The 24204-nt window shown below is 69.2% G+C and carries 24 protein-coding genes; 17 read left to right on the plus strand and 7 right to left on the minus strand.

Going from position 1 to position 24204, the window contains the following annotated elements; translation table 11 throughout:
* Nucleotides 1–3 precede the first annotated feature (3 nt).
* Entirely contained in the window at nt 4–663 is a 660-nt protein-coding gene (locus AC3WR5_RS02210) for a hypothetical protein (protein ID WP_141286862.1), read from the minus strand.
* Between the two features lie 189 nt (nt 664–852).
* On the opposite strand from AC3WR5_RS02210, the gene AC3WR5_RS02215 reads away from it, so the two are divergent.
* The 10 genes from AC3WR5_RS02215 (at nt 853) to AC3WR5_RS02260 (ending at nt 12238) form a co-directional block, all read left to right on the plus strand.
* A complete protein-coding gene (locus AC3WR5_RS02215; protein WP_492481506.1) occupies nt 853–1653 on the plus strand; it encodes a hypothetical protein in 801 nt (266 codons plus the stop codon).
* A gap of 49 nt (nt 1654–1702) precedes the next feature.
* Nucleotides 1703–2287, plus strand: coding sequence for a TMEM175 family protein (locus AC3WR5_RS02220; RefSeq protein ID WP_492481508.1), 585 nt, complete (start codon nt 1703–1705; stop codon nt 2285–2287).
* 172 nt (nt 2288–2459) lie between these two features.
* Nucleotides 2460–4208: a GspE/PulE family protein gene (locus AC3WR5_RS02225; protein ID WP_492481510.1), complete on the plus strand. Its 1749-nt coding sequence runs from the start codon at nt 2460–2462 to the stop codon at nt 4206–4208.
* A 4-nt stretch (nt 4209–4212) separates the two neighbouring features.
* Complete coding sequence (locus AC3WR5_RS02230) at nt 4213–5460, plus strand: type II secretion system F family protein (RefSeq protein WP_141290006.1); 1248 nt, start codon at nt 4213–4215, stop codon at nt 5458–5460.
* Nucleotides 5461–5589: 129 nt separating this feature from the next.
* Entirely contained in the window at nt 5590–5997 is a 408-nt protein-coding gene (locus AC3WR5_RS02235; RefSeq protein ID WP_141290005.1) for a type II secretion system protein, read from the plus strand.
* 37 nt (nt 5998–6034) lie between these two features.
* On the plus strand, nt 6035–6496 hold the full coding sequence (locus tag AC3WR5_RS02240) for a prepilin-type N-terminal cleavage/methylation domain-containing protein (RefSeq protein ID WP_141290004.1): 462 nt from the start codon (nt 6035–6037) through the stop codon (nt 6494–6496).
* 46 nt (nt 6497–6542) lie between these two features.
* Nucleotides 6543–7136 carry a type II secretion system protein gene (locus AC3WR5_RS02245; RefSeq protein ID WP_492481513.1) on the plus strand — a complete coding sequence of 198 codons (594 nt, stop codon included), beginning with the start codon at nt 6543–6545 and terminating at the stop codon, nt 7134–7136.
* Nucleotides 7123–8064 (plus strand): type II secretion system protein, encoded by a 942-nt coding sequence (locus tag AC3WR5_RS02250; RefSeq protein WP_492481515.1) that lies wholly within the window; start codon nt 7123–7125, stop codon nt 8062–8064. Before AC3WR5_RS02245 ends, AC3WR5_RS02250 begins: the two co-directional genes overlap by 14 nt.
* Nucleotides 8036–8524: an agglutinin biogenesis protein MshP gene (locus AC3WR5_RS02255; protein WP_492481517.1), complete on the plus strand. Its 489-nt coding sequence runs from the start codon at nt 8036–8038 to the stop codon at nt 8522–8524. Before AC3WR5_RS02250 ends, AC3WR5_RS02255 begins: the two co-directional genes overlap by 29 nt.
* Before the next feature lie 9 nt (nt 8525–8533).
* Nucleotides 8534–12238: a LamG-like jellyroll fold domain-containing protein gene (locus AC3WR5_RS02260; protein ID WP_492481519.1), complete on the plus strand. Its 3705-nt coding sequence runs from the start codon at nt 8534–8536 to the stop codon at nt 12236–12238.
* On the opposite strand, the gene AC3WR5_RS02265 is transcribed toward AC3WR5_RS02260, so the two are convergent.
* Nucleotides 12232–12720: a YciI family protein gene (locus AC3WR5_RS02265; RefSeq protein WP_492481521.1), complete on the minus strand. Its 489-nt coding sequence runs from the start codon at nt 12718–12720 to the stop codon at nt 12232–12234. The genes AC3WR5_RS02260 and AC3WR5_RS02265 overlap by 7 nt on opposite strands.
* Between AC3WR5_RS02265 and AC3WR5_RS02270 the strand changes: the two genes are divergently transcribed.
* The 6 genes from AC3WR5_RS02270 to AC3WR5_RS02295 are packed head-to-tail and all read left to right on the plus strand — an operon-like array spanning nt 12719 to nt 18515.
* Nucleotides 12719–13111, plus strand: coding sequence for a hypothetical protein (locus tag AC3WR5_RS02270; protein ID WP_492481523.1), 393 nt, complete (start codon nt 12719–12721; stop codon nt 13109–13111). The genes AC3WR5_RS02265 and AC3WR5_RS02270 overlap by 2 nt on opposite strands.
* Before the next feature lies 1 nt (nt 13112).
* Complete coding sequence (locus tag AC3WR5_RS02275; protein WP_492481525.1) at nt 13113–14324, plus strand: hypothetical protein; 1212 nt, start codon at nt 13113–13115, stop codon at nt 14322–14324.
* 3 nt (nt 14325–14327) lie between these two features.
* Nucleotides 14328–15077 carry a PilN domain-containing protein gene (locus tag AC3WR5_RS02280; RefSeq protein ID WP_492481527.1) on the plus strand — a complete coding sequence of 250 codons (750 nt, stop codon included), beginning with the start codon at nt 14328–14330 and terminating at the stop codon, nt 15075–15077.
* A complete protein-coding gene (locus tag AC3WR5_RS02285; protein ID WP_231012267.1) occupies nt 15074–15850 on the plus strand; it encodes a hypothetical protein in 777 nt (258 codons plus the stop codon). The genes AC3WR5_RS02280 and AC3WR5_RS02285 overlap by 4 nt, the downstream gene beginning before the upstream one ends.
* A complete protein-coding gene (locus AC3WR5_RS02290; RefSeq protein WP_231012265.1) occupies nt 15847–16440 on the plus strand; it encodes a hypothetical protein in 594 nt (197 codons plus the stop codon). The genes AC3WR5_RS02285 and AC3WR5_RS02290 overlap by 4 nt, the downstream gene beginning before the upstream one ends.
* Complete coding sequence (locus tag AC3WR5_RS02295; protein WP_492481530.1) at nt 16437–18515, plus strand: secretin GspD/PilQ domain-containing protein; 2079 nt, start codon at nt 16437–16439, stop codon at nt 18513–18515. Before AC3WR5_RS02290 ends, AC3WR5_RS02295 begins: the two co-directional genes overlap by 4 nt.
* A gap of 17 nt (nt 18516–18532) precedes the next feature.
* On the opposite strand, the gene AC3WR5_RS02300 is transcribed toward AC3WR5_RS02295, so the two are convergent.
* Nucleotides 18533–19693: an ATP-binding protein gene (locus AC3WR5_RS02300; protein ID WP_492481531.1), complete on the minus strand. Its 1161-nt coding sequence runs from the start codon at nt 19691–19693 to the stop codon at nt 18533–18535.
* A gap of 54 nt (nt 19694–19747) precedes the next feature.
* A complete protein-coding gene (locus AC3WR5_RS02305) occupies nt 19748–20611 on the minus strand; it encodes a LysR family transcriptional regulator (RefSeq protein WP_231012257.1) in 864 nt (287 codons plus the stop codon).
* Nucleotides 20612–20724: 113 nt separating this feature from the next.
* On the opposite strand from AC3WR5_RS02305, the gene bla reads away from it, so the two are divergent.
* Nucleotides 20725–21615: a class A beta-lactamase gene (gene bla, locus AC3WR5_RS02310; protein ID WP_492481533.1), complete on the plus strand. Its 891-nt coding sequence runs from the start codon at nt 20725–20727 to the stop codon at nt 21613–21615.
* 4 nt (nt 21616–21619) lie between these two features.
* On the opposite strand, the gene AC3WR5_RS02315 is transcribed toward bla, so the two are convergent.
* The 3 genes from AC3WR5_RS02315 to AC3WR5_RS02325 form a co-directional block, all read right to left on the minus strand.
* Nucleotides 21620–22531: a flavin-nucleotide-binding protein gene (locus AC3WR5_RS02315; RefSeq protein ID WP_492481535.1), complete on the minus strand. Its 912-nt coding sequence runs from the start codon at nt 22529–22531 to the stop codon at nt 21620–21622.
* Nucleotides 22532–22539: 8 nt separating this feature from the next.
* Nucleotides 22540–23163 (minus strand): glutathione S-transferase family protein, encoded by a 624-nt coding sequence (locus tag AC3WR5_RS02320; protein ID WP_492481537.1) that lies wholly within the window; start codon nt 23161–23163, stop codon nt 22540–22542.
* Nucleotides 23164–23261: 98 nt separating this feature from the next.
* Nucleotides 23262–24164: a LysR family transcriptional regulator gene (locus tag AC3WR5_RS02325; protein ID WP_492481539.1), complete on the minus strand. Its 903-nt coding sequence runs from the start codon at nt 24162–24164 to the stop codon at nt 23262–23264.
* Nucleotides 24165–24204: the final 40 nt, after the last annotated feature.

Genomic DNA, 24204 nt, shown 5'->3' on the forward strand with positions numbered 1-24204 from the left:
GCTTCAAGGCTGCAGCGTGAACGTGATGCCGCAGGCCTGGCTGTTGCTGCTGTTGTAGCCGCTCAGCGTGAGCTGGTCCCCGGCCTGCACCGCGCTGAGGATCTCGCCGGTGTTGGCGCAGCCCCAGAAGGTGCCGTTCGCGTAGCCGACTTCGCCCCAGCTGTAGTCGGTCTGGTTGGGGATCTTGTCGATGCCGGCGGCCAGCAGGTCCAGCTCGAACGGATGGCCGGCAATGGCGCCACTGGTCCAGCTGCCGCTGATCACATAGCCATTCGCCGCGTTGCAACTCATCGAAGCCTGCTGGCGCCCGCTGCTGAGGATGGACGTGGCCACGCTGCACACCTCGCCCAGCGCATTCTTGTAGGTGCCGGCGACGAAGTTGTTGCCGTTGACCTTGATGGACTTGACCGACACCACGTCGACCTTGACCGGCTTGCCGGCATCGTTGGCCGTCACGGTCATCGTCAGGTCCCAATAGGCGAGCTTGCCGGTCGAGTCGGTGATGGGCACGCGGTAGGCGTGCATCACGTTGCCGGTGGGCAGCACCAGGCCACGCTCCAGGTAGACCTGCGGTGCCGTCTGCGCCATGGCGGGCAGACAGGCCAGCCCAGCCACTGCGAGGCCCAGCCATCGGCAGGCGGACTTCAATTGGAAACCGTTCATGAATTTTTCTCCCTTTGATGGAATGCCGGGCCGGCGAACACCGGCCTCGGGCGCCGCCGCAAAGCAACGCGGGGGGATTCTGTCAGCGGGCAGGACGCTGCCGACACACCACCAGCCAACCCCCCTAAAGCTGAACACCAGGCCTGCCCCAGCGTGGCCGAACCCCGATCCCCCGCTATGCTGCCGCGCATGTCACGCCAACCTCAACGCTCATCCCTGCTCCTCGTGCTCGCCCTGGCCCTGCCTTGCGCAAGCGCCATCGCCGATTCCGCCTGCTGGCCCGAAGCCAAGCTGATCGGCACCAGCGCGACCGGCTACGTGCGCGCCCACAAGCTCTGGGCGCAAGGCCCGGACGCTGGCGCCAAGCCCGCCGCGCCGGACGCCGTGCCCACCTGGACCCGCGATGGCCAGCCGGCCAAGCCGCTGCGCTGCGAAGAGATTAAGACCTTCAACGGCGAATGCCAGGACGAATACGCCTACGTGCCGCTGTGGGGCAACCCGACCGCCCCTCGCGTCGAGACCCGCAACGCCAGCGGCGAGCCGGTCTGGCTGCAGGTCGACACCAGCGACGGCCAGAGCGGCACCCCGGTGATGGCCATGGGCCGCCGCGGCGAGCTGGTGAACCCCGAAGACGCGCCCTTGCTCGTCGCGCACAACCCCAAGGCCGAGCCGGTCAAGTCCACGCCCGCCAGCGAAAAGGCCGTGCTGGCCTTCATGCAGCAGCAGGACAAGAAAACCCCGCGCGCCAAGCTGCAAGCCACGCTGCGCGGGCAGGAGGCGTCGGACCACTGGTCGCGCGAAGTGCAGGTCCTGGCCTTTGCCAAGTTGCCGGACGGCCTGTGGATGCAACTCGCCGAGACCTGGGCCTGGTCCGCCAAGGGCAACGGCCTGGACCCCAAGCCCAGCCCCTTCCTGCGCACCGGCTGGCTGCGCCACCGGGACGCAGACGGCAAGCTGCTGGCCGTGGTGCAAACGCCCTGGTGCGACTGACACCCGCCCATGCTCACGCCATCAATCGAACCAGCACAAGGAACCCACGATGGGCAAGACCCGGCTTGAAGCTTTCAGCGATGGCGTGATGGCCATCATCATCACCATCATGGTCCTGGAGCTGAAGGTGCCACACGGCGAAGACCTGGCTTCGCTGCTGCCGCTGGCGCCGGTGTTCCTCAGCTACGTGCTGAGCTTCATCTACGTCGGCATTTACTGGAACAACCATCACCACATGCTGCACGCGGCCAGGCACGTGAACGGCGGCGTGCTGTGGGCCAACCTGCACCTGCTGTTCTGGCTGTCGCTGCTGCCCTTTGTCACGGGCTGGCTGGGCGAGAACCACTTCGGCCCCCTGCCCTGCGCGGTCTACGGCTTCGTGCTGCTGATGTGCGCTGTCGCCTGGTACCTGCTGCAGCTTTGCATCATGTCGGTGGACGGCAACGAGTCCATGCTCAAGCGCGCGCTGGGCAGCGACTGGAAAGGCAAGTTCTCGCCCTTCCTCTACATCGCCGGCATCGCCACCTCGTTCTGGATGACCTGGCTGGCACTGTCGTTCTACGTGCTGTCGGCGCTGATCTGGCTGGTGCCGGACAGGCGCATCGAGCGGGTGGTCAACAGCGCCGAGACCTGACCCTGGCGGCAGGGGCCAAGCGCCCGTGACCGGCACAACCAGCAGCTGGCAAGTTGCAAGACTCGATCTGGGCCTTGAACCCCGGCTTCATCCATCCATCGCTTTCTCGCCCAGCTCCTAGCATCCTCGGTACCCGACATTGCGCTGCGCTTTTCCCGCGCGGCTGCCTGCCATGAGTGCCGATCCGACCGCCCCCGCCAGCCCGACCACCTTTGCCAAGCCGCCCAAGCTGCGGCTGGGGGACGTGCTGGTGCAGCAGAAGCTGGTGTCCGAGGCCCAGGTGCAGCAGGCGCTGGAGGAAGGCAAGCAGACGGGCAAGCGCCTCGGTCGCCTGCTGATCGAGCGTGGGCTGGTGACGGAAGAGGCGGTGGTACAGGCCCTGGCCACTCAGCTGCGCATTCCGTTTGTCAACCTGAAGACCTTCCCGCTGCGCAGCGACACGGTCAAGCTGCTGCCCGAGTCCCCCGCCCGGCGCCACCGCGCCATCGTGCTGGAAGACAAGGGCGACTTCTGCACCGTGGCCGTGGCGGACCCATTGGACCTGTTCGCCTATGACGAGCTGGTGCGGCTGCTGCGCAAGCCGATCCAGATCGCGGTGGCGGCCGAGAGCCAGCTGCCGGCCGCATTCGACAAGCACTACCGCCGCAACGACGAGATCACTGGCCTGGCCAAGGCGCTGGAAAAGGACGTGGGCGATGCGGTGGACTTCGGCACGCTGCAGGCCAGCCTGGGCCAGGAAGCCGCGCCCGTGGTGCGGCTGCTGCAATCGCTGTTCGAGGACGCCGTGAACGTCGGCGCGTCCGACGTTCACCTGGAGCCGCAGGAGCGCGAGCTGCTGATCCGCAACCGCGTGGACGGCGTGTTGCAGACCCAGGCGCAGGCCGACAAGCGCATTGCAGCGGCCCTCACGCAGCGCCTGAAGCTGATGGCCTCGCTGGACATTTCCGAGAAGCGCCTGCCGCAGGACGGCCGCTTCTCGCTGCGACTGAAGGACCGCACGCTGGACGTGCGCCTGTCCACGCTGCCCAGCCAGCATGGCGAATCGGTGGTGATGCGGCTGCTGGGCCAGGACAGCGCGGTGCGCCGGCTCGACAGCATCGGCATGCCTTCGGCGATGCTGCGCCGCTTCACCGAGATCCTCGGCCGCGTTTCCGGCATGGTGCTGGTCACCGGCCCCACGGGTTCCGGCAAGACGACCACGCTGTACGCCGCACTGGCCGAGGTGGACGCCGAGCAGAACAAGATCATCACCGTCGAAGACCCGGTGGAATACCGGCTGCCGGGCCTGACCCAGGTGCAGGTCAACGACAAGATCGAGCTGACCTTCGCCCGCGTGCTGCGCGCCTGCTTGCGGCAGGACCCGGACGTGATCCTGGTCGGCGAAATGCGTGATCCGGAGACGGCCGAGATCGGCCTGCGCGCCGCGATGACCGGCCACATGGTGCTCTCCACGCTGCACACCAAGGACGCCATCAGCACACCTTTCCGCCTGCTGGACATGGGCGTGCCGGCCTTCATGGTCGCCACCTCGCTGCAGGCCGTGATCGCCCAGCGCCTGGTGCGCGGCGTGTGCGAACACTGCGCCGAGCCACATGCCCTCACCCCGCAGCAGCAGGCCTGGCTGGACGCGGTGGCGGGCGAACGTGCGGCCGGCATCGCACCCAAGCGCGGCCGCGGCTGCACCCAGTGCAACAGCACCGGCTACACCGGCCGCCACGGCGTCTACGAGATGCTGGAAATGGACGCCGACCTGACCCAGGCCGCCACCCAGGGCGACCCGACCGCCTTCCTCGCCGCCGCGCGCAAGCGCATGGCCGGCCGCAGCCTGGTGGACCATGCGCTGGAACTGCTGCGCCTGGGCCGCACCTCCATCACCGAGGCCATGCGCATGGCCTCGGACGTGGACAACTCGGGCCACTGAACCCATGGCCACCTATGCCTGGCGCGGCCGCAACAGCCGCGGCGAACTGATCACCGGCAACAGCGAGGCCGAGAGCGACAACATCGTCGCCGACCAGCTGCTGGCCAGCGGCGTCACGCCGATTGCCGTCACCCTCACCGAGCTGGCCGCCGCCGTCAGTGGCGAATCCACCGGCTCGCCCGCGCTGCAGGCCCTGCTGGGCAACAAGGTGACCGGCGAAGACACCCTCGTGCTGTCGCGCCAGCTCTACACGCTGCAGAAGGCCGGCGTGCCGCTGCTGCGCTCACTCAACGGCCTGCAGGCCTCGTCCGACAAGCCGGCGCTGACCCGGCTGCTGGCCGACCTGCGCGCCAGCCTGGACCAGGGCCGCGAACTCTCGGCCGCGCTGGCCCGGCATCCGGACATCTTCAGCGCCTTCTATGTGGCCATGGTGCAGGTGGGCGAGATGACCGGCAAGCTGACCGAGGTCTTCCAGCGCCTGGCCGACCACATGGCATTCGAGCTGGACACCCGCGCCCGCATCAAGCAGGCGCTGCGCTACCCGATGATGGTCGGCATCGCCATCGTCGCGGCATTGGTGGTGATCAACATCTTCGTGCTGCCCACCTTCGCCACGATGTTCGCCGGCTTCAAGACCGAGCTGCCGCTGATGACGCGCGTGCTGCTGGGCGTGTCGTCCTTCACGGTGCACTGGTGGCCGCTGCTGCTGGCCGGCAGCGTCGGCGGTGTGATGCTGCTGCGGCAGTGGCTCGCCACGCCAGAGGGTCGCTACCTCTGGGACCGGAAGAAACTGCGCCTGCCCATTATCGGCCCCATCGTGCTGAAGGCCACGCTGGCCCGCTTCGCCCGCAGCTTCGCAATGGCCTCCAAGAGCGGCGTGCCCATCAGCCAGGCCATGACAGTGGTGGCCCGCACGGTGGACAACGCCTGGATCGGCTCGCGTGTCGAGCAGATGCGCGACGGCGTGGAGCGCGGCGAAAGCATCTCGCGCTGCGCAGCCACCGCGGGCGTGTTCACCCCGGTGGTGCTGCAGATGATCGCCGTGGGCGAAGAAACCGGCGAGCTGGACACGCTGCTGGTCGAGATTGCCGACATGTACGAACGCGAGACCGACCATGCGATCAAGGGCCTGTCCTCGGCGATCGAGCCCATCCTGCTGCTGGTCATCGGTGCCATGGTGCTGGTGCTGGCACTCGGCGTTTTCATGCCGCTCTGGGGCATGGGCCAGGCCGCCATGGGACATTCATCCTGAATGCAAGCGCGCCCTCAAGCCGGGCAAAGGCCCGCCGATAACAGGCTCACGCTGCCATCAACCCTGGGCGAGGTCGGCGATCCAAACCCTTTGCGGCCCGCCCGCCGCGCGACTCGAAAGGTCTCACTCATGCACACCCGCCATCGCACCCGCAACCTGCAACCGCTGCGCCTGAACGCCGGCTTCACGCTGATCGAACTGGTGATGGTCATCGTCATCCTGTCGGTGCTGGCCTCGGTCGCGATCCCGAAGTTCATCGACCTGGGCTCTGACGCCAAGGCCGCCGCGCTGTCTGGCGTGGCCGGCTCGCTGAGCTCGGCCTCGGCTGTGAACTACGCCAGCCGCAAGGCCAAGGCGACCAACGGCAACGCCGTGGCGAACTGCACCGACGTGGCCACCTCGATGCAAGGCAACACCCTTCCGACCGGCTACACCATCACCGCTGCTGCCGTGGCAGTGGACACCACGGTCAACTGCACGCTGACCCAGACCTCCACCAGCAACACCACGACCTTCCAGGCCATCGGCATCCTCTGATTGGTCCTGGCCTGAACGAAGCCCGCTGTTGACTGCCATGCGCCCTGCATCGCGCATCCGCAGCGCCGGCTTCACGCTGATCGAATTGGTGATGGTGATGGTGATCACCGCGGCCCTGGCCGTGGTGGCGCTGCCGAAGTTCCCTGACGTGGGCAACTGGCAGGTCATGGCCTATGCCGACAACGTGGCCAGCGCACTGCAAAGCGCGCGCCGCGTGGCACTGGCCCAGCGGCGGCCGGTGGTGGCCACGCTGACCTCGACCGGCGTGACCGTGGCCTACGTGGCTGGCGGCAGCATTGCCAGTCTCGCGTGCCCAGCTGCGTACAGCCCTTGCATGCTGGAGTCCGGCACCCGCAGCATCACCTTCAACGCCAGCAACAGCGGCGCCTCGGTGAGCTCCACCGGCGGCACGCTGACCATGACCTTCACGCTCGGCAGCGGCACCGCCCGCGTGCTGCAGATCGAGACCGAAACAGGCCTGGTTCGCGTGCTTTCTTGAGGCACTGCCGCAGCGGCTGCCGCCCTAGCATGCTGGCACCGTGCGCTTGCCTGCCCATTCCGCCCTCCGCCATGCCGACCGCCCCGGCCGCCTGCAGCTGCAGACGGGCCAGCGCGGGCTGTCGCTCATCGAGCTGGTGATGCTGATCATGGTGCTGGGCATTGCGCTCACCGCCATCCTGCAGGTCTTCATCCAGGCCACCCGCGCCAGTGCGGACCCGCAACTGCAGCGCCAGGCGCTGGCCGTGGCCGAGTCGCTGATGGAAGAGGTGCAGCTGATGCCCTTCACCTGGTGCGACCCGGACGACGCCAACGTCGACACCGCCACCAGCACCACCGGCTGCGCCAGCGTGGTCGAGGTCATCGGCCCGGAAGGCGGCGAGCAGCGCTCGGGCACGCCACAGTTCGACAACGTCAACGACTACAACGGCCTGACGCTCAGCGGCATCACCGACATCAGCGGCAACGCCGTGCCCGGGCTGTCCACCTACACCGCGGCAGTGAAGGTGGCCAACGCAGCCCTGGGCAGCGTGGCCAGCAGCGAGGCGCTGCAGATCACCGTCACCGTCACCGGACCGAACGGCGTGCAGGTCACGCTGGACGGCTTCCGCACCCGCCACTCTCCCAATGCCGGCCTTTGAACAGTGCCCCCAGGTCCGAGCTGCGCTCGGCCCGCCCCCCGAGGGGGTCAAGGAAGCTTGGGGCGGCCCGGCGCTTCCTTGTGGCCGCACGATCCACCGTCATGCCCAACGTGGCTTTACGCTGATCGAAGCCGTGATGGTCATCGTGCTGAGCGGCATCATCGTCGGCATCGTTGCCAAGTTCATCGCGGTGCCGGTGCTGGGCTACCTCTCGGCGAATGCGCGCGCCAACCTGGCCGACACCGCCGATGGCGCGCTGCGCCGCATCGGCCGCGAGCTGCATGCCTCGCTGCCCAACAGCGTGCGCGTCAACAGCGCCGGCACCGAAGTCGAGCTGATCCCGGTGACGGCCGCCGCGCGCTTCATGACCGAAGGCAGCGGCGCGCTGGAGTTCGGCGTCACCGACACCGACTTCGACCTGATGGGCCCGCCCATCGCGCTGGCCGCCAACCAGTGGTTCGTGGTCTACAACCTCGGCGCCGGCATCACCGGCTCGGACGCCTACGCCGCCAGCAGCAGCGCCGCCGAACAGGCCGCGTCCAACCGCCGCAGCATCAGCTCCGGCGCCGGCTCTGTCTCGCATCTGACGATTTCGTCAGTGGCCGGCCTGCCGGTGTCCGACTACGCTGCCCCGTTCCGCGGGTTCGTCGTCAACGCCCCCGTCACCTTCCGCTGTGATCTTTCCGCCGGCACGCTGACACGCTACAGCGGCTACGGCTTCAACGCCGCCCAGCCGGACCCTCCCAGCGGCGGCAGCAGCGCGCTGCTGGCCAGCGGCGTCACCGCCTGCCAGTTCAGCATGGACGCGGTGGCCGTGGCCGCCCGCGCGGCGCTGGTCAGCCTGCGCCTGCAACTCAGCACGACCACGACGAGCGGGACCGAAACCGTCTCCCTGCACCATGCCGTCCACATCGACAACCTGCCCTGAGCGCGAAGCTGCGCAGCGCGGCTTCACGATGGTCACGATGATCTTCGTGCTGGTGATCCTCGCCGCGCTGGGCACCGCGCTGGCCGCGCTGAGCCAGCGCCAGGCCCTGGGCTCGGCCATGGACCTGAACAGCGCACGGGCCATGCAGGCCGCGCGTGCCGGGCTGGAATGGGGCGCCTGGCAGGTCATGCGCAACCCGGCAGCGCCGGCCGCCGCCCCGGCCTGCCCGGTCACCACCAGCTTCGTGCCCGGCGGCACGCTCTCGGGCTTCACGGTCACCGTCGTCTGCAGCCGCACGCCCACCAGCGGCACTGTGAGCGATGGCGCCACCAACCTGGCCTTCTACCAGCTCACCGCCACCGCCTGCAACCTGCCCAGCGGCGGCGCCTGCCCGGCCACCGGCACGCCGAATGCCGTCTATGTCGAGCGCCAGCTGAGCTGGACGCTGGCCCGCCCCTGAGGACAAGGCATGCCCATGACACCAGGCGGTTTCCTCTTCCTCCCGCGTTGTGGCGGGCTGGCGCGGTGGCTGGCGATGGCCTGGCTTTGCCTGGCGCTGATGCCTGCCCAGGCCGCCACGTACACCTTCAGGAGCGACACCTACAGCTGGGAATCGGCGGCCAACACCATCACCTGGGACAAGAGCTGCACCGGCTATCCCAACGACGACGACAAGGCCACGATCAGCTTCACCGGGGGATTCACTTTCCCCTTCGCCGGCAGCAGCTACGGCAGCGTGCGCGTGCTGGCCAACGGCATGCTGCAGTTCGGCCCGGATGCCGGCCTGCACCGGACCTACACCAACACCACCTTGCCGGTGGCCGCGCCCGCCGCTTACGGTTCCGGCTGCGCCGCTGCCACCCCCACGGCGGTGCTGCTGGTCTACTGGACCGACCTGGACCCCGGCCGCTCCACCAGTGGCGGCGTGACCTGGGAGCTCAAGGGCAGCGCGCCCAACCGCCGGCTGGTGGTCAGCTGGAACAACGTCTACCAGTACAACACCACCACGCCCTACACCTTCCAGGCCGTGCTCTACGAAAGCGGCGAGTTCAAGTACCAGTACGGCAATGCCAACGCCTCGGGCTCGAACGCCACCATCGGCGTGGAAGTGAACAGCAGCGACTACACGCTGTACTCCTTCAACAGCGGCTACAACGCCAACGGCTCGGCCATCCGCTGGTTCCTGCCCTCGGGCACGCCCACCAAGCTGGCCGAGTACCGCATGGACGAAAGCACCTGGAACGGCACCGCAGGCGAAGTGGCCGACAGCACCGGCCATGGCTACAACGGCGTGCGCGTGGGCAGCGCCACCGCCACCAGCTCGATCGCGCAGGTCTGCCGCTCGCTGGACGTGCCGGCCAACACCAGCAGCACGGTGAACGCGGTGGACACCGCGCTGGACGTGGACAGCGCGGTCGGTGCCAGCGGCAGCATCGCCTTCTGGCTGCGCGAGGACACCGCGTGGAACAACGGCACCGCCGCGATGCTGATGGATGCGACCGCCTCCGCCAGCTACCCGTTCTACCTGATGCGCAACGGCACCGGCAGCCTGCGCTTCGCGGTGGCCGATGACGCCGGCACCGCGCTGGTGGCCACCACCGCCACCCGCACCACCGCGGCCAACACCTGGGTGCACGTGGTCATCACCTGGCGCCTGGCCAGCGGCACCAACCAGAGCACGCTGCGCATCTATGTCAACGGCACGCTGGGCGCCACCACCAACGGCACCACCAATGGCAGCCTCTCGACCACGCTGAACTCGCTGTTCATTGGCGACAACCGAAGCACCGCGCTGCCCGCTGGCGCCACCGCGAACTCGGCTGCCGGCCTGATCGACGAGGTGCAGGTCTACAACTACGAGCTGAGTGCAGCCGAGGTGCTGCTCACGATGAACGCCACACACGGCTGCCCGCCGCCGCTGGACCACATCGAGATCACCGCGGGCAGCAGCAGCGGCTCCACCTGCGCGCCGGCCAGCATCACGCTGCGTGCCTGCTCCAACACCAGTTGCAGCGCACTGCTGACCAGCTACACCGGCACCGTCAACCTCAGCAGCAGCAGCAACCGCGGCGACTGGTCGGCCGGCAGCATCAGCCCGCCGCAAGGCACGCTGGCCAACGGCACGGCCAATGACGGCACCGCCAGCTACATGTTCAGCACCGCGGATACCGGCCAGGCGACCCTGCAGTTCAGCCACTCGCTGGCGCAGGACGTGAGCCTGGGCGCGGTGGACAGCACCCTGCCGGCCACCGCCAACAGCGTGGGCCCCATCGCCTTCCGCGACAACGCCTTCGTCTTCGCCGAGGACCTGGCCAACAAGGTGGCCGGCAGCGACGTGGCCGTGGCCCGCCGGCCGCACGACATGACGCTGAGCCTGTTCAAGAAGGACCCCACCACCGGCAGCTGCGGCGTGGCCACCGACTTCAGCGGCAGCCGCAACCTCAAGCTCTGGCGCACCGACAGCGGCACCACCGGCAGCTGGACGGCGCCCAGCATCGTTTCGCCAGCCCTCAGCATCCCTGCCACCCAACCGGCGGCCAGCAACCTCGCACTGAACTTCACCAGCGGCGTGGCCAGCTTCAACCTGGGCAGCACCGACATCGGCCGCTACAGCCTCAACGTGCGCGACGACTCGCTGAGCCATGCCGCCACTGCCATCACCGGCGCCAGCAACATCCTCACCGTGCGGCCCTTCGTGATCCTGGTCTCGGGCCTGGACTACGGCAGCCTGCACAACCCCAATGGCGCCGCGCCAACCGATGCCGTCTTCGCCCCCGCAGGCGCCGCGTTCGCCGCCACCGTGGCCGCCTACGCCTGGGACGGCAGCATGACAGCAAACGGCACCGATGCCGGCAACACCGGCTCGCCCGCCAGCTCGGCCACCCAGGCCCAGCTCACCGCCGGCGGCCGCACCGCCAGCTTTGCCAGCCCGGTCACGCTCAGCCCGGCCGCTGCCAGCCAGACCCCCGCTGGCGGCACGCTGGGCAGCCTCGGCAATGGGGCGCTCGCCGCCGGCAACTTCAGCGGCGGCAGCGCCACCGCCGGCAACCTGCGCTACAGCGAGGTGGGCAGCTTCCTGCTCAACACCGTCGGCGTGGTCACCGGCTTCCTGGGCAGTGCGCTGAACCTCGATGCGGTGGTGGTCAACAACGCGGGCACGCAGAACGCCCGCATCGGCCGCTTCGTGCCCGCCGGCTTTGCCCTCAGCGGCGGCAGCTTGGGCTACCGGCCTGCCGCCGCCTGCAGCCCGGCCGCCGGCTTCAACTACCTGGACGAACCCTTCCGCCTGGGCTTCACCCTCACCGCGCAGAACGCCCAAGGCGCCACCACCGCCAACTACACCGGCAGCTTCGCCAGGCTGGACCCCGGCAGTGCCGGCAGCTGGAACCTGGCAGGCGTGGCCAGCGCCAGCGGTGGCGGCAACAGCGCCGCCTTCGCCACCACCGGCTCGCCAGCGCGCCTGAGCGTCTCGGCCGGCAGCGGCAGCTGGAGCAACGGCGTGGCCAGCAACGTGCAGCTGAGCGCCCAGGTCAGCCGCACCACACCGGCCGATGGCCCGTTCAGCGCCAGCTTCGGCATCGCCCCGGTCGACAGCGACGGCGTGAAGATGCTCGCCTACGACCTGGACACCAACCTGCCCGCCGACGGGACCAGCGACCACACGCAGCTGGCCAGCATCGTGCTGCGCCACGGCCGATTGAGGCTCCTCAATGCCATTGGCGCGGCAGACCGCGCACTCAGCATGCCGCTGCAGGCCCAGTACTGGAACGGCAGCGCCTGGGCACCGAACACGCTGGACAGCTGCACCAAAGTGCCGGCCACCGCGGTCAACTTCGGCAACTACCGCAAGACCCTCACCGCCGCCGACACCAACCTTGCCACGACCAGCATCACGCTGTCTGCCGGCCAGGCCAGCCTGGTGCTCAACGCGCCCACCGCCACCCACCGCGGCAGCGTCGACGTGGCCTTGAGCCTGGGCAGCACAGCAGCAGACGTCTCCTGCCTGCAACCCTGGACGCCCGGCACCGGCGACGCCGCCAGCACAGGCGCGAGCCTGGCCTACCTGCGCGGCGCCTGGTGCGGCGCGGGCACCGACAAGGACCCCACCGCACGCGCCAGCTTCGGGCTGTATCGCGGCGCGGACCCGCTGATCTTCTCGCGCGAAAACTACTGAGCTGGCGCCGGTTTCGAAAGCCTCAGATGCCCGTCCGGCACCAGCATCAGCGCCGCCGAGGCGTACAGCGCGTGAAATTCCGGGACCATTTCGCCCTGGATGACCACCGGATCGGTGGCGACCAGGCTTCTGGCTTCTTCGACGGTGGGCACGGCGAAGATGAACATGCCGCGCCAGCCGTCGGCGCCGTCGAAGGGGCCGGCGATGGCGAGTTTGCCGGCGTCTGAGAGGCGCTTCATGTTGGCGAAGTGGCCTTTGAACATCTCGTCGCGTTCCGGGCCAGTTGGCACGCGGTTCGGGCCGGTCTTCAGGATCACGAGGACGTACTGGCGCATGCCATTGTCGTTGCCGCCGAGCTTGGCGGCGAGCACCGGGTCGTAGGCTGGCGGTGCAACGGCCGCGGCTGACTGTGCGTGCGCCGAGGCGCCAAGAGTCAGCGCGATGCTGCTGGCCGCCAGCCGCAGGAACTTGAGCTTGGACATGGGTTTTCCCCGTGATCGGCAAGGGCTTGATGCTAGCCCCCAAGGCCCGGATCTGCCCGCGTTCGCGCCCCTTTTCAGGGCTTCGCTTTCGCGGCCGGTCCGCAAAATTCCGGGAAAGCAGTACCTCTCGTGCGGCGCCCTGGGCGCGCACTTCCTTCATGCAGTCAACCCGGTCCTCGTGATGCCTGCCTTCCGCGCCCTTTCGGTTTTTCGCCCTGCCCGCTTGCCTTCGACGGCCCGGCCGCGCGCGTCCGCGCGCTGGCTGGAATACGCGCTGCAAGCGGCCATCGTCGGCTGGCTGTGCCTGTGGATGATGCCAACGCCTGTGATGGCCGGGGAAGGCCCGGATGGCGGCGCCATGCAAGCGCTTTCCACGGACGAGAGCACCTGAGATGAAGCTGCGCTGGCCCTGGCAACGCAACGCCCGCGGAAATCGGCAAGACCGGCTGGTGTTCTGCAGCACGCCTGAAGGCCTGGCCTGGCTGCGCGCAGAGCCGGCAGGCGGCCGGCTGCGCCTGGCTTCGCATGGCGAGCTGGCCCGCGACGGCCAGACCGACGCCGAATGGACCCGCGCGGTGCGCCAGCTGGGCTTGCCGAATGGCTCGCCGGCGACCGCCGTGCTGCCGCTGCAGGCCTACCAGCTGCTGCAGATCGAAGCCCCGGTGGTGCCGGCCGACGAACTGCGCGCAGCCGCTCGCTGGCGCGCCAAGGACATGGTCAACGGCCACATCGACGACGTGACGCTGGACGTCATGCGCCTGGGCCAGCCCGGCAGCCAGGTGCAGGGCCATGAGCAGATGTTCGTGGTGGCCGCGCCGAACAAGGAAGTGGCCGCCGCGGCCGCGCTGGCCACCGGCGCCGGCTGGCGCCTGGCCGTGGTGGACGTGGCCGACAACGCGCAGCGCAACCTGCAGCATGCCGCCGCCACCCAGATGGACTTAGCCGACCGCGCCACCGCCTGCCTGGCCGTGCATGACCACAAGACCTGCCTGCTGACGATCTGCGCCGGGGGCGAGCTGTACTACAGCCGCCGCCTGGAATGGGACCCGGCCCTGCTGGCCCGGGCCGAGCGCGCCGCGGCGCCCGCGGCCACCGCTGCACCGGCCTTGCCAGCGACGCCCGACAGCACGGCCCATCACTACATGCTGGGCGACGCGCAAATGGTGGCCGCTGGCAGCGACATCGCAGCCGACCTCCCCCATGACGCCCCGCGCAGCTTCTCGTTCGACGACCCTTTGCTCAGCGCCGACGACGGCCTCGCCGCGTTCTCGCCGGCCGCCACCGCGGCCTACACGCCAGCCAGCGCCGCCATCGAATTCGCGGCCGACGACACGCCGCGCATGGTGATCGAGCTGCAGCGCTCGTTCGACGTGTGGGAACGCTCGTGGCCACAGTTGCCGCTTTCGCTGCTGATGCTGCAGCCGCCCGGCGAAGCCACCCACGCGGCCAGCGTGGTCGCCGCCAGCTTCCTGCAGGAACAGCTGGGCCTGCGCGTGCTGCCGCTGGACCTGTCTGCCGGCCTGGACCTGGGCGAACGCCCGGCCGGCACGCTGCCGCCCTTGAGCTTGCTGGGCGCGCTGCTGCGCGACCGCCCGGAGGCCTGAGCCATGGTCCAGCAGATCAACCTCTACACCCCCATCCTGCTCAAGCCCAGGCTGCACTTCTCGGCCAGGGCCATGGCCCAGGCGCTGGGCGTGCTGGCCGTTTCACTGGCCGGCTTCTGCGGCTGGGTCGCCTGGCAGACCCAGGCCCGCGAGCACAGCTACGAAGAAAACCGCCGGTGGCTGAGCGCGGAACAACAGCAGCTGGACCAGGCCCTGAGCACGGCCCATGGCCGCAACGACCCGGCGCAGCTGGAACGTGAACTGGCCCGCGTGCAGGCCGACACGCTGCTGCTGCGCCAACAGCTGGCCGCCACCGAAGGCACCTACCTGCGCCCCGGCCAGAGCCACTCTGCCGTGCTGGCCCTGATGGCCCGCACGGTGCCCGGCCCGGCCTGGATCACCCGGCTGCAGGTGGCCCCCAGCCAGCTGGAGATCAACGGCCTGACGCTGGACCCGAACGCGCTGCAGGGCTGGATTCGCCGCCTCTCGGCCGAGCCGCTGCTGGCCGGCCAGCCGCTGGCCCAGGTGCGGGTGGAGAAGCTGGCGAATGCGCCGACCGGCGGCGCCACCGGCCTGCAGGCCGGCAACAGCCTGGACGCCGCCACCAGCGCGCTCGCGCCCCTGGGCGGCAGTGCCGACAGCCCGCTGCGCAGCGAGCCGCTGCCCAGCGGCGGCCCGGGCTGGGCTTTCCGCCTGAACGCCTCGCACAACCCGGTGCAAGCCGGAACACCTGCCACCGGAGCCCAGCCATGAAGACGCCCAAGCGCCTGCAAAAGCTGGCCTCGCGCATCGACGCGATGAGCCTGCGCGAGCGGGCCTTCCTGTTCGGCTCGCTGGCAGTGGTGATGATGGCGATTGCCGACCAGGCCGTGATTGCGCCCAGCCTGCAGCAGCAGGCCGGCTGGCGCAGCCAGCTGCAGCGCACCCAGGCCGAGCTGGCCGTGCAGCGCGAGGAACTGGCCCGCCTGAGCCTGCCGCACCTGCCCGGCCAGTTGTCAGGCGCCACCGATGACGCCGGGCGCAAGCTGGCCCAGTTGCAGCGCGCACTGGCGGAAGCCCGCGCCGCTCAGGCCGGCCTCAGCGCCCAGTTGCAGCCGCCTGAAGGCGCCCACACCCGCGTCGCCCTGCCCGAGTTGCTGGCCGAAGTGCTGCAGCACCACCGCGGCGTGACGCTGGTGCGGCTGAACACCCGGCCGAGCAGCGATGGCGCCACCGCCAAACCCGGCGGCCGCAGCCTGGACGCCACCGCGCTGGTGATGGCCATGTCGCCCAGCGCCTCCGCCGCGCTGGCACCCACCGCCGCTGCGCCGCTGGCGCCTGCCGCCGCCCCTTCCGCGCCCGCAGGCCTGCCGGCCTGGCAGGGCGCACAGCTGAGCGTGTCAGGCAGCTTTGCCGACCTGCGCGCTTTCCTGATCGAACTTGAACACGAACTGCCCGGCCTGCGCTGGGGCACCCTGATCCTGGACGCCGACACCAGCCCGCCGGTCATGTCCATCCAACTGTGGCTGGCCGGGAGCAACGCATGAGCCACACCAACGAACTGCAACGCCTGCGCCATGTGCATCCGCAACAGGGCCGCCGCGTGGTGCCCAAGCTGTCCAGCCGCTGGGCCTGGGGCTGGGCGATTGCGCTGTCGACGCTGGTGCTGCTGAATGCGCTGGCCAGCCAGCCGCTGCACGCCGAAGAGCTCACCGCCGAACGCGACCCGACCGCTGCGCCCGCCGCAGCCCGCGCACCGGCCGCCCCCGCTTCGGCCAGCACAGATGCCGGCCCCGCCAGCAGCGGCGACCTGCTCAGCGCCGCACTCGCCCAGCGCCTGGTGATCAACGACAAGCCCTTCCTGGTGGACCGCGGCTGGCTGCGCGGCGTGGGCGACTACGTCGGCGAGGCCCGCATCGAGAAGATCGAGCCGACGGCGGTGTGGCTGCGCGAAGCCGGCGTGCTGCGCAAGCTGCCGCTGTACCCCCAGGTCCAGGTGCTGCCGGCTTCGCCGGTGAAGACCGCCTCGATCAATGGCCTCAAGGCCGGCCGCAAATCCGCCACCGGCGCGCAAAGCGCACCGGCCGCCGACCCCATGCAAACCCCGCCGGGCACCGCCCTGGAGGAGACCCGATGAAATCGCCCGCCCTGCCCTCGCCCCTGCACCCGGCCAAGGCCAGCCCGCCGCGGCTTGCCGCGCTGCCGCGCCTGCTGGGCCTGGCTGGCTTGATGGCCGAACTGCTGGCCTTTGGTGGCTGCGCCAGCGTGGCCACCGACGGGCCCACCGCCTTGCCACGCACCACCCCGCTCCAGGCGGTGCTGCAGAACCCGGCCAATGAAGCCGCCACCACGCCGCGCCCTGCCGCACCGGTGGCCGTCGCACCGGCGCCTGCCGCGCCGGTGGCAGCGCCGCCCGTGGCCGCCGCCCCGAGCGAGCCGCGCTTCGACCTGATCGTCAACAACGCCCCGGCGCGCGACGTCTTCCTGGCACTGGCCGCGGATGGGCGCTACAACATGCTGACGCATCCGGAGCTGGCCGGCAGCATCTCGGTGACGCTGCGCCGCGTGACCATGCGCGAGGCGCTGGAAGCGCTGCGCGATGTGTACGGCTACGACATCAAGGTCGATGGCCGGCGCATCACCGTTTACCCGCCGACCATGCAGTCGAGGGTGTTCGTCGTCAACTACCTGCCGACCCAGCGCAATGGCCGCAGCGAAGTGCGCGTCAGCTCGGGCAGCTCGACCGCGCAGAACAGCGGCAACAACAACAACAACAATAGCGGCGGCAACAGCGGCAATGCCAACGGCAACAACGGTTCGAACGGCAACGGCAGCAACAGCAGCACGCAGATGGAAAGCACGCAGCTGACGACCCAGTCGCACAGCGACCTGTGGGGCGAGCTGGGCGATGCCATCAAGACCATGATCGGCACGGCCGGTGGCCGCAGCGTGATCCTCAGCCCGCAGGCCGGCATGGTCGCGGTGCGGGCCATGCCCGACGAACTTCGCCAGGTCGAAACCATGCTGAGCGCCGCGCGCATGGCCATCGAACGCCAGGTCATGCTGGACGTGAAGATCGTCACCGTGGAGCTGCGCGAGGGCTACCAGAGCGGCATCGACTGGTCGGTGCTGCGCGGCCGCGGTGCGGCAGGCAACACCAGCGGCTACGGCGGCAACCCGCTGCTCGTCAACAACAACGGCCTGCCCACGCTGACCCAGGCCGCCGACCTGGCGACCGACGCGATGGCGCTGCCCGGCGCGGGTGGCGGGCTGTTCGGCCTGTCACTGGCAACCAACGGCTTTGCCGCGGTGCTGGGCTTCCTCGAAACCCATGGCGAGGTGCAGACCCTGTCCAGCCCGCGCCTGGCCACGCTGAACAACCAGAAGGCGGTGCTGAAGGTCGGCACGGACGATTTCTTCGTCACCGGCGTCTCCGGCGGCACGGTCACCACGTCCACCGGCACCAGTGCCGGCCAGACCACGCTGCCCACGCTGACGCTGACGCCCTTCTTCTCCGGCATTGCGCTGGACGTGACGCCGCAGATCGACGCCGGCAACATGATCACGCTGCACGTGCACCCCTCCGTCAGCAGCGTGGCCGAACGCTCCAAGCAGATCGACCTGGGCTCGCTGGGCGCCTACAAGCTGCCGCTGGCCTCCAGCAGCACCAACGAGACCGATACCGTGGTGCGCATTCCGGACGGCCAGATCGTCGCCATCGGCGGCCTGATGCAGATGGAGACCACGCGCCAGACCTCCGGCCTGCCGGGCAGCGCCGAAAACGCGCTGACCGCCACCGTGCTGGGCAACCGCAACAACGCTGGCAAGAAGAAGGAACTGGTGGTGCTGATCAAACCCAGCATCATCCGCTCTGCCGACGACTGGGCCGAACACACGCAGGCCGCCTGGGCAGCGCTGGACAACCGCGAAGCGCCCAGCCGCGTGATCCGCCTGGACGGCCCGCCGGTGCCCGCCACCCCGGCGAGCAAGGTCGGCGCGGCCACCCCTGCCGGCGCAGCGCCCACCGCGGCACCCGCAAAGGCAGCCGTCACACCCGGCGCGCTGGCCCTGAGCCTGGACGCCGACGCCCCGGCGGACACAACGCCAGCAGAACCCGCCAGGACCGGCACCGGCAAGACCGCCACGCGCCACCGCGCCACGGCCAAGCCAACGGTCAAGGACAGCGCGGCGCAGGTCGCCCGCGCCGGCTGAACCGACAAGCCCGCCAGCTAGCTAGCCGCCGCAGGCACAACGGCCAACAGGCCGTCGGCTGCCATCAGCTCGCTGAGCGACGCTTCCTCCAGCGCATACACGCCTCGCGCGGCCCGCCACACGAGCGACTTTTCCTGCAGCGCCAGCAAGGCCTGCTGCACACCGGGAACGTCTGCCTTGGCGTCTGCGGACTGTCCTGTCGCCTGCAGCACGGCCTGGTAGGCGCCAATCGTGTTGGCCTCGAACGGCGCGTAGTCGGTGCCGCGCGCAGCCAGCACCCGCAACACGGCCGATTGCAGCGGCGTCAGGCTGTGCACCACGCGCAGCAGTTCATGGCTGCTGGCCTCGATCTGCGCCTCCACGGCCTGGGTGAACTGTGCGGACACGTCTGCGGGCTGGAGATCAAAAGCAAAACGCAGCATGTCTGCGGCTGCGCCCAGCAATTCCGGGCGGAAGGATGCCCGGCTGAACAATTCCAGCACTTTGGCAGCGTCGAGCTCGGCGGGCAGATCGGTGCGTTCGCAGAACCACTGCACGTAGTCGGCACCGAGTGCCGGAAAGTTCACCAGTGGCGCGCCAAAGAAGGCCTGGTCACGGCTGTTGCGCAGCATGGCCAGCTTGTCTCGATTGGAACCAGTGGCCACGATGCGAAGACCGTGATGCCGGCTGCTGTTGAGTTCGTCGCGGGCCGCCTTGAGCGCGAACAGGGCATCGTTGCCTTTGTCGCTGGTGATGGCGTGCTGCGCCTCATCGATGATCAGCACGATGGTGCGCTTGCTCTCGTCGGACAGGGCCGCAAACGCGGCCGAGAGCGAAACGCCGTCACCCAGGCCGACGCGATCCAGCGAAAAGGAGACCCCGCCCACCGCCACCTTGTCCATGCCAGCGGCCTTGGCCAGTCGCTTGACGACACCGTCATGCTTGGCCAGCTCGGCCCTGACGGCATGCACGATCACATCGCCCGGGTCGGCCTTGCGGTCTTCCCACAGATCCGCATAGACGACCAGTGCACCCTTGGCTTCCAATTGAGGGCGCAGGTCCTCACGAAGGAAGGTGGACTTGCCGGTGCGACGAGGCGCGGCCAGGAAGAGGCCTGAACTCGATGCCGACGTGGGTGACAAGAACATGACCTTGCCCGCCATGTCCGCGGCGAGTGCCGTACGGTGAAAGATTTCCATTTCGGGCTTCAGCTTTAGAGTCGATTATAGAGCTCTATAGAAAACTATAGGGCTCTACAGCACGTCACACTCCGCGCTGATCCAGGCCTCGAAGGCCTGCAAAGCCGCACTGCGCTTGCGCGAACCCAGCCGCGTGAGCCAGTAGCGGCCGCTGTCGATCTGCACGTCGAACAGGCGAACCAGGCGGCCGTTGCGCAGGTCGCGGATGAACAGGTCCACAGGCAGCAGCGCCACGCCAGCGCCCAGCGCCGCCGCTTCGGCGAGCGCCAGTGAAGCGTCGAACACCATGCCGCGCACGACCGGTGGCTCGACGCCTGCGGCACGGAACCAGGTTTGCCATTCATCGGCCCGGTAGGAACGCAGCAGGGTTTCGCGGCCCAGGTCGCGTGGCGTGCGGATGCGCGTGGCCAAAGCCGGTGCGCACACCGGCGCCAGTGGCGCGCGCATCAGCGGCAGCGCCTCGGTGCCATGCCAGTGGCCGTCGCCGAAGCGCACCGCGGCGTCCAGGCCCTCGGCGGCCAGGTCCACGCGGTTGTTGTGGGTGGACAGGCGCAGGTCGATGTACGGATGAGCCTGCTGGAAGCCCTGCAGCCGAGGCAGCAGCCAGCCGATGGCAAACGTGGCCACCACGCCCAGCGCCAGCACCTCGCGCGGGCGAGCTTCGCGCAAGGTGGCCAGCGTGCCGCCAATGCGTTCGAAGGATTCGGCCAGCACCGGCAGCAAGGCCTGGCCTTCTTCGGTCAGTGCCAGCCCGCGCGGCAAGCGGCGAAACAGCGCCATGCCGAAGCGCGACTCCAGGTTCTTCACATGCTGGCTCACTGCGGTGGGCGTGAGGTTCAGCTCGCCGGCTGCGCGGGTGAAGCTCAGGTGACGGGCAGACACCTCGAAGGCGCGCAAGGCGTTCAGCGGCAGGTCCATGAGAGAGTCCCAAGTTTTCCTTGGGTCAGAGCTGCAATATTCGCGATTGTGAGGCGGCGGCCCGGCCCCTATCGTCGCGTCCCATGCACTTCAACCCATTGAGCTCATTGCCCATGAAACGCCGCCACTGTCTGCAAGCCCTGGCCCTCGCCGCCACACCACTGCTCGCCTCCGCGAAAACTTCAGCTTCCGCCCCAACAGGTTCTCTCGACGACTGGGTCAGCTCGCGCTTCCAGGCCATCGAAAAAGCCAGCGGTGGCCACCTGGGCGTTTTCATCCAGGACACCGGCAGCTCCCGCAGTTGGAGCCACCGGGCTGACGAACGATTCCTGATGTGCAGCACCTTCAAGTTGCTGGCCAGCGCCCGCCTGCTGGACCGCGTGGCCCGCGGCGAGGAACGGCTGGACCGTGTGATTCCGTTCAGCAAGGCGGACCTCGCCGGCTACTCGCCGGTCACCGAGAAGGCCCTGGGCCGCGGCGGCTTGTCACTGGGCGAACTGAGCCAGGCCATGATGACCCGGAGCGACAACACCGCTTCCAACCTGATCCTGGCAACCTATGGCGGCCCGGCAGCATTGACCGCCTGGGTGCGCACGCTGGGCGACGAAATGAGCCGCTTCGACCGCACCGAGCCCGAACTGAATAACTTTGACCCGACCGGCCTGCTCGACACCACCACGCCGCGGGCCGCCGCCGTCTCGCTTCAGGCCGTAACCCTGGGCGGGGCTCTGCCACCGCCGCAGCGCGAGCGGCTCGTCGGCTGGATGCGCGCCAACACCACCGGCGACCACCGCCTGAAAGCCGGCCTGCCGGCAGGCTGGGCGCTGGGCGACAAGACCGGCACCGGCGATGAGTCGACCAATGACATCGCGGTGGTCTGGCCCGCAGGCGGCCGGGCACCAGTGCTGGTCACCGCCTACATCGGCCGCAGCCACGCAGCCGACAAGGCCCGCGAGCAGTGCCTGGCGCAGGTGGCCGGCATGCTGCCCAAGCTGCTGGGCTGAGGCTTCAGGACCAGCGCAGCGCCAGTGCGCCGCGCCGCCTCACCAGCTGTTCGACGCGCAAGGTCCACAAACGCTCGGCGCCCGGGAAGGCGGCGAGCTGGGGGCCGTCCAGCACCAGTGTGGTGGGGCCGCTGAGTTGCAGCAGCTCACCGGTCTCGAAGTCGATGAACAGCAGGCCGGCGCGCGGGTTCACCAGCAGGTTGCCCAAGGTGTTGAAGAACAGGTTGCCGGCGAAATCCGGGATGGTCAGCAGGTCGCCCTCGACCTTGACGAAACCGGGCTTGCCGCCGCGGTGCGAGACGTCGACCGAAGGCCTTGGCCGCTTCTCGTCGCCAGGAAAATGGCTGGCGACGAAAAAGGTGTCGGCCGCGGCAATGCGGGCGCGCGCCTCGTCGTCCAGCGCCTGCAGGTGCTGGGTGGCAGCGCTCGATGCCGAGCCCGGCGCGCGCGCAAAGCGAAAGCCGCGCTGCTGGATGTACCGCGGGCAGTTGCCAAAAGACTCCCCGACCGCCAGCGAGAAGCCACCGGCATGCAGCGCGGCCACGCGGCCGTTGACCCGGTTGCGGCGCCGGGTGTGCAGCTCGATGCCCAGCAGGCCCAGCGGCGCGCCGTCTGCCAGCGCCGCGCGCACCGGGTCCCCCTCGGCCGGCAGCGCGCCCACGACCACGCGCTGGGGCTGCGGCGAACGCAGGAAGCCGGGCTCGCCTTCGATCACGCCGGCCCAGGGACTGCCTTGCGCGTCCACCGCGCCCACCACGATGAACGGCAGCTGGGCGTAGAACTGCCGGTGCTGGTCCGGCATGAAGTCGCGGATCACGCGGGGGCCAACTTCGGCCATGCGTTCGGCCACGCCGACATGGGCTTGCAACGCCTGTTCGCCGCGGTGCCAGGGCGAGGTGGTGAGGGCGGTGTCCATGACGGTCCTCAGGCGGCGCGCAGGCCAGCGGCGGTGGCCGGCATCGGCACAAAGCCTGGCAAGGCTTCGATGCGGGCCAGCCAGGCGCGCACGTTCGGGTAGTCGGCCAGCGACACATTGCCTTCGGGCGCGTGGGCGATGTAGCTGTAGTTGGCGATGTCGGCAATGCTGGGCCTGGCGCCGATCAGGAAGGGCCTGACAGCCAGCTCGGCGTCCATGACCTTCAGCAAGCCGTGCGCGCGGGCAATGACTTCTTCCGGCCGGAAGCCGGCACCGAAGACCGTCACCAGCCGGGCCGCCGCCGGGCCGAAGGCCAGCAGGCCGGCGGCCACCGACAGCCAGCGCTGCACCGCGGCTTCACCCGCGGCGTCATCCGGCAGCCAGTCGGCATTGCCGTAGCGGCGCGCGAGGTAGACCAGGATGGCGTTGGAATCGGCCAGCACGAAGCCGTTGTCGTCGATCACCGGCACCTGGCCAAAGGGGTTGAGCGCGAGGAATTCGGGCCGCTTGTGCTGCCCGCCGCGCAGGTCCATCTCGATCAGCTCGACCGGCTGGTTCAGCAGCGACAGCGCCAGTTGCACGCGGTGGGCGTGGCCGGAGAGGGAGAAGGTGTAGAGCTTGATGGCAGACATGTTCGGGCTTTCGTGAAGTGAGGCCCGAACTGTCACTGATCCATCCACCAAGCGGAATCCGCGCGGATTCCAAGACTCTGTTCTGCCAACTGGAAGAATCAGCCGGGTTGCAGCAAGGGGTGCGCTCGCAGCCTGTCCATCGCCAGGTCCAGGAAGGCGCGCGCCTTTTGCGAGGCATGCCGGCCTTCGCGGTGCACCAGGTGGATGGGCAGCGGCGGGCCTTCGAATTCGCCCAGCACGATCTTCAGCCGCCCTTCGGCCACCGCCGCCGCGGCCTGGTAGGACATCAGCCGCGTGAGACCGAAACCGCCCACGGCCGCGGCCAACGCCGATTCGTTGGTGGTGGTCGTCATGCGCGGTTGGACCTTGACCAGGCGCGACTCGCCGTTGTCGTGCAGCCGCCATTCGGAAGTGGACGCCGCGGTGGAGGCGACGATGCAATGCCGGGCCAGCTCGTCGGGCGTGGCGGGTGTGCCGTGCTGTGCCAGGTAACTCGGCGCGGCGCAGATCACCCGCCGCACCTGGCCGACCTGGATCGCCTGCAGCGAAGAGTCGGCCAGCTTGCCGATGCGCACCGCGAGGTCGATGCCTTCGTCGACGATGTTGACGATGCGGTCCAGGAACCAGCATTCGGCATTGACCTCCGGGTAGCGCTGCAGGTATTCGGTCACGATGGGCGTGACGTAGAGGGCGCCGAACATCACTGGCGCCGTCAGCGTGAGCCGGCCGCGCGGCGCGGCGTGCATGCCGCTGACCGATTCATCGGCCTCGGCCAGGTCGGCCAGGATGCGCCGGCAGTCTTCCGCATAACGCGCGCCGGCATCGGTCACGCGCACGACCCGCGTGGTGCGGGTCAGGAGGCGAACACCGAGCAGGGTTTCCAGCTCGGTGACGGCGCGCGTGACCGCCGGCGGCGACAGCGCGAGCTTGCGCGCGGCGCCGGCCAGGCTGTGGGTGTCGACCACCGCGACGAACACGCTCATCAGGTGAACACGGTCCAATCATTCCTCCGAATGAAATGCGGCCTTCGAACCGACAAGG

The organism is Ideonella sp. FW305-24, assembly GCF_058788035.1.

Bases quoted from the DNA above. Each gene is read 5' to 3' on its own strand.
- AC3WR5_RS02215 (WP_492481506.1), top strand. From the start codon at position 853: ATGTCACGCCAACCTCAACGCTCATCCCTGCTCCTCGTGCTCGCCCTG.
- AC3WR5_RS02320 (WP_492481537.1), bottom strand. From the start codon at position 23,163: ATGTCTGCCATCAAGCTCTACACCTTCTCCCTCTCCGGCCACGCCCAC.
- AC3WR5_RS02275 (WP_492481525.1), top strand. From the start codon at position 13,113: ATGAAGCTGCGCTGGCCCTGGCAACGCAACGCCCGCGGAAATCGGCAA.
- AC3WR5_RS02270 (WP_492481523.1), top strand. From the start codon at position 12,719: ATGGGTTTTCCCCGTGATCGGCAAGGGCTTGATGCTAGCCCCCAAGGC.
- AC3WR5_RS02265 (WP_492481521.1), bottom strand. From the start codon at position 12,720: ATGTCCAAGCTCAAGTTCCTGCGGCTGGCGGCCAGCAGCATCGCGCTG.
- AC3WR5_RS02250 (WP_492481515.1), top strand. From the start codon at position 7,123: ATGCCGGCCTTTGAACAGTGCCCCCAGGTCCGAGCTGCGCTCGGCCCG.
- AC3WR5_RS02240 (WP_141290004.1), top strand. From the start codon at position 6,035: ATGCGCCCTGCATCGCGCATCCGCAGCGCCGGCTTCACGCTGATCGAA.
- AC3WR5_RS02295 (WP_492481530.1), top strand. From the start codon at position 16,437: ATGAAATCGCCCGCCCTGCCCTCGCCCCTGCACCCGGCCAAGGCCAGC.
- AC3WR5_RS02255 (WP_492481517.1), top strand. From the start codon at position 8,036: ATGCCGTCCACATCGACAACCTGCCCTGAGCGCGAAGCTGCGCAGCGC.
- AC3WR5_RS02210 (WP_141286862.1), bottom strand. From the start codon at position 663: ATGAACGGTTTCCAATTGAAGTCCGCCTGCCGATGGCTGGGCCTCGCA.
- AC3WR5_RS02285 (WP_231012267.1), top strand. From the start codon at position 15,074: ATGAAGACGCCCAAGCGCCTGCAAAAGCTGGCCTCGCGCATCGACGCG.
- AC3WR5_RS02225 (WP_492481510.1), top strand. From the start codon at position 2,460: ATGAGTGCCGATCCGACCGCCCCCGCCAGCCCGACCACCTTTGCCAAG.
- AC3WR5_RS02235 (WP_141290005.1), top strand. From the start codon at position 5,590: ATGCACACCCGCCATCGCACCCGCAACCTGCAACCGCTGCGCCTGAAC.
- AC3WR5_RS02220 (WP_492481508.1), top strand. From the start codon at position 1,703: ATGGGCAAGACCCGGCTTGAAGCTTTCAGCGATGGCGTGATGGCCATC.
- AC3WR5_RS02305 (WP_231012257.1), bottom strand. From the start codon at position 20,611: ATGGACCTGCCGCTGAACGCCTTGCGCGCCTTCGAGGTGTCTGCCCGT.
- AC3WR5_RS02290 (WP_231012265.1), top strand. From the start codon at position 15,847: ATGAGCCACACCAACGAACTGCAACGCCTGCGCCATGTGCATCCGCAA.
- AC3WR5_RS02280 (WP_492481527.1), top strand. From the start codon at position 14,328: ATGGTCCAGCAGATCAACCTCTACACCCCCATCCTGCTCAAGCCCAGG.
- AC3WR5_RS02230 (WP_141290006.1), top strand. From the start codon at position 4,213: ATGGCCACCTATGCCTGGCGCGGCCGCAACAGCCGCGGCGAACTGATC.
- bla (WP_492481533.1), top strand. From the start codon at position 20,725: ATGAAACGCCGCCACTGTCTGCAAGCCCTGGCCCTCGCCGCCACACCA.
- AC3WR5_RS02300 (WP_492481531.1), bottom strand. From the start codon at position 19,693: ATGGAAATCTTTCACCGTACGGCACTCGCCGCGGACATGGCGGGCAAG.
- AC3WR5_RS02315 (WP_492481535.1), bottom strand. From the start codon at position 22,531: ATGGACACCGCCCTCACCACCTCGCCCTGGCACCGCGGCGAACAGGCG.
- AC3WR5_RS02260 (WP_492481519.1), top strand. From the start codon at position 8,534: ATGCCCATGACACCAGGCGGTTTCCTCTTCCTCCCGCGTTGTGGCGGG.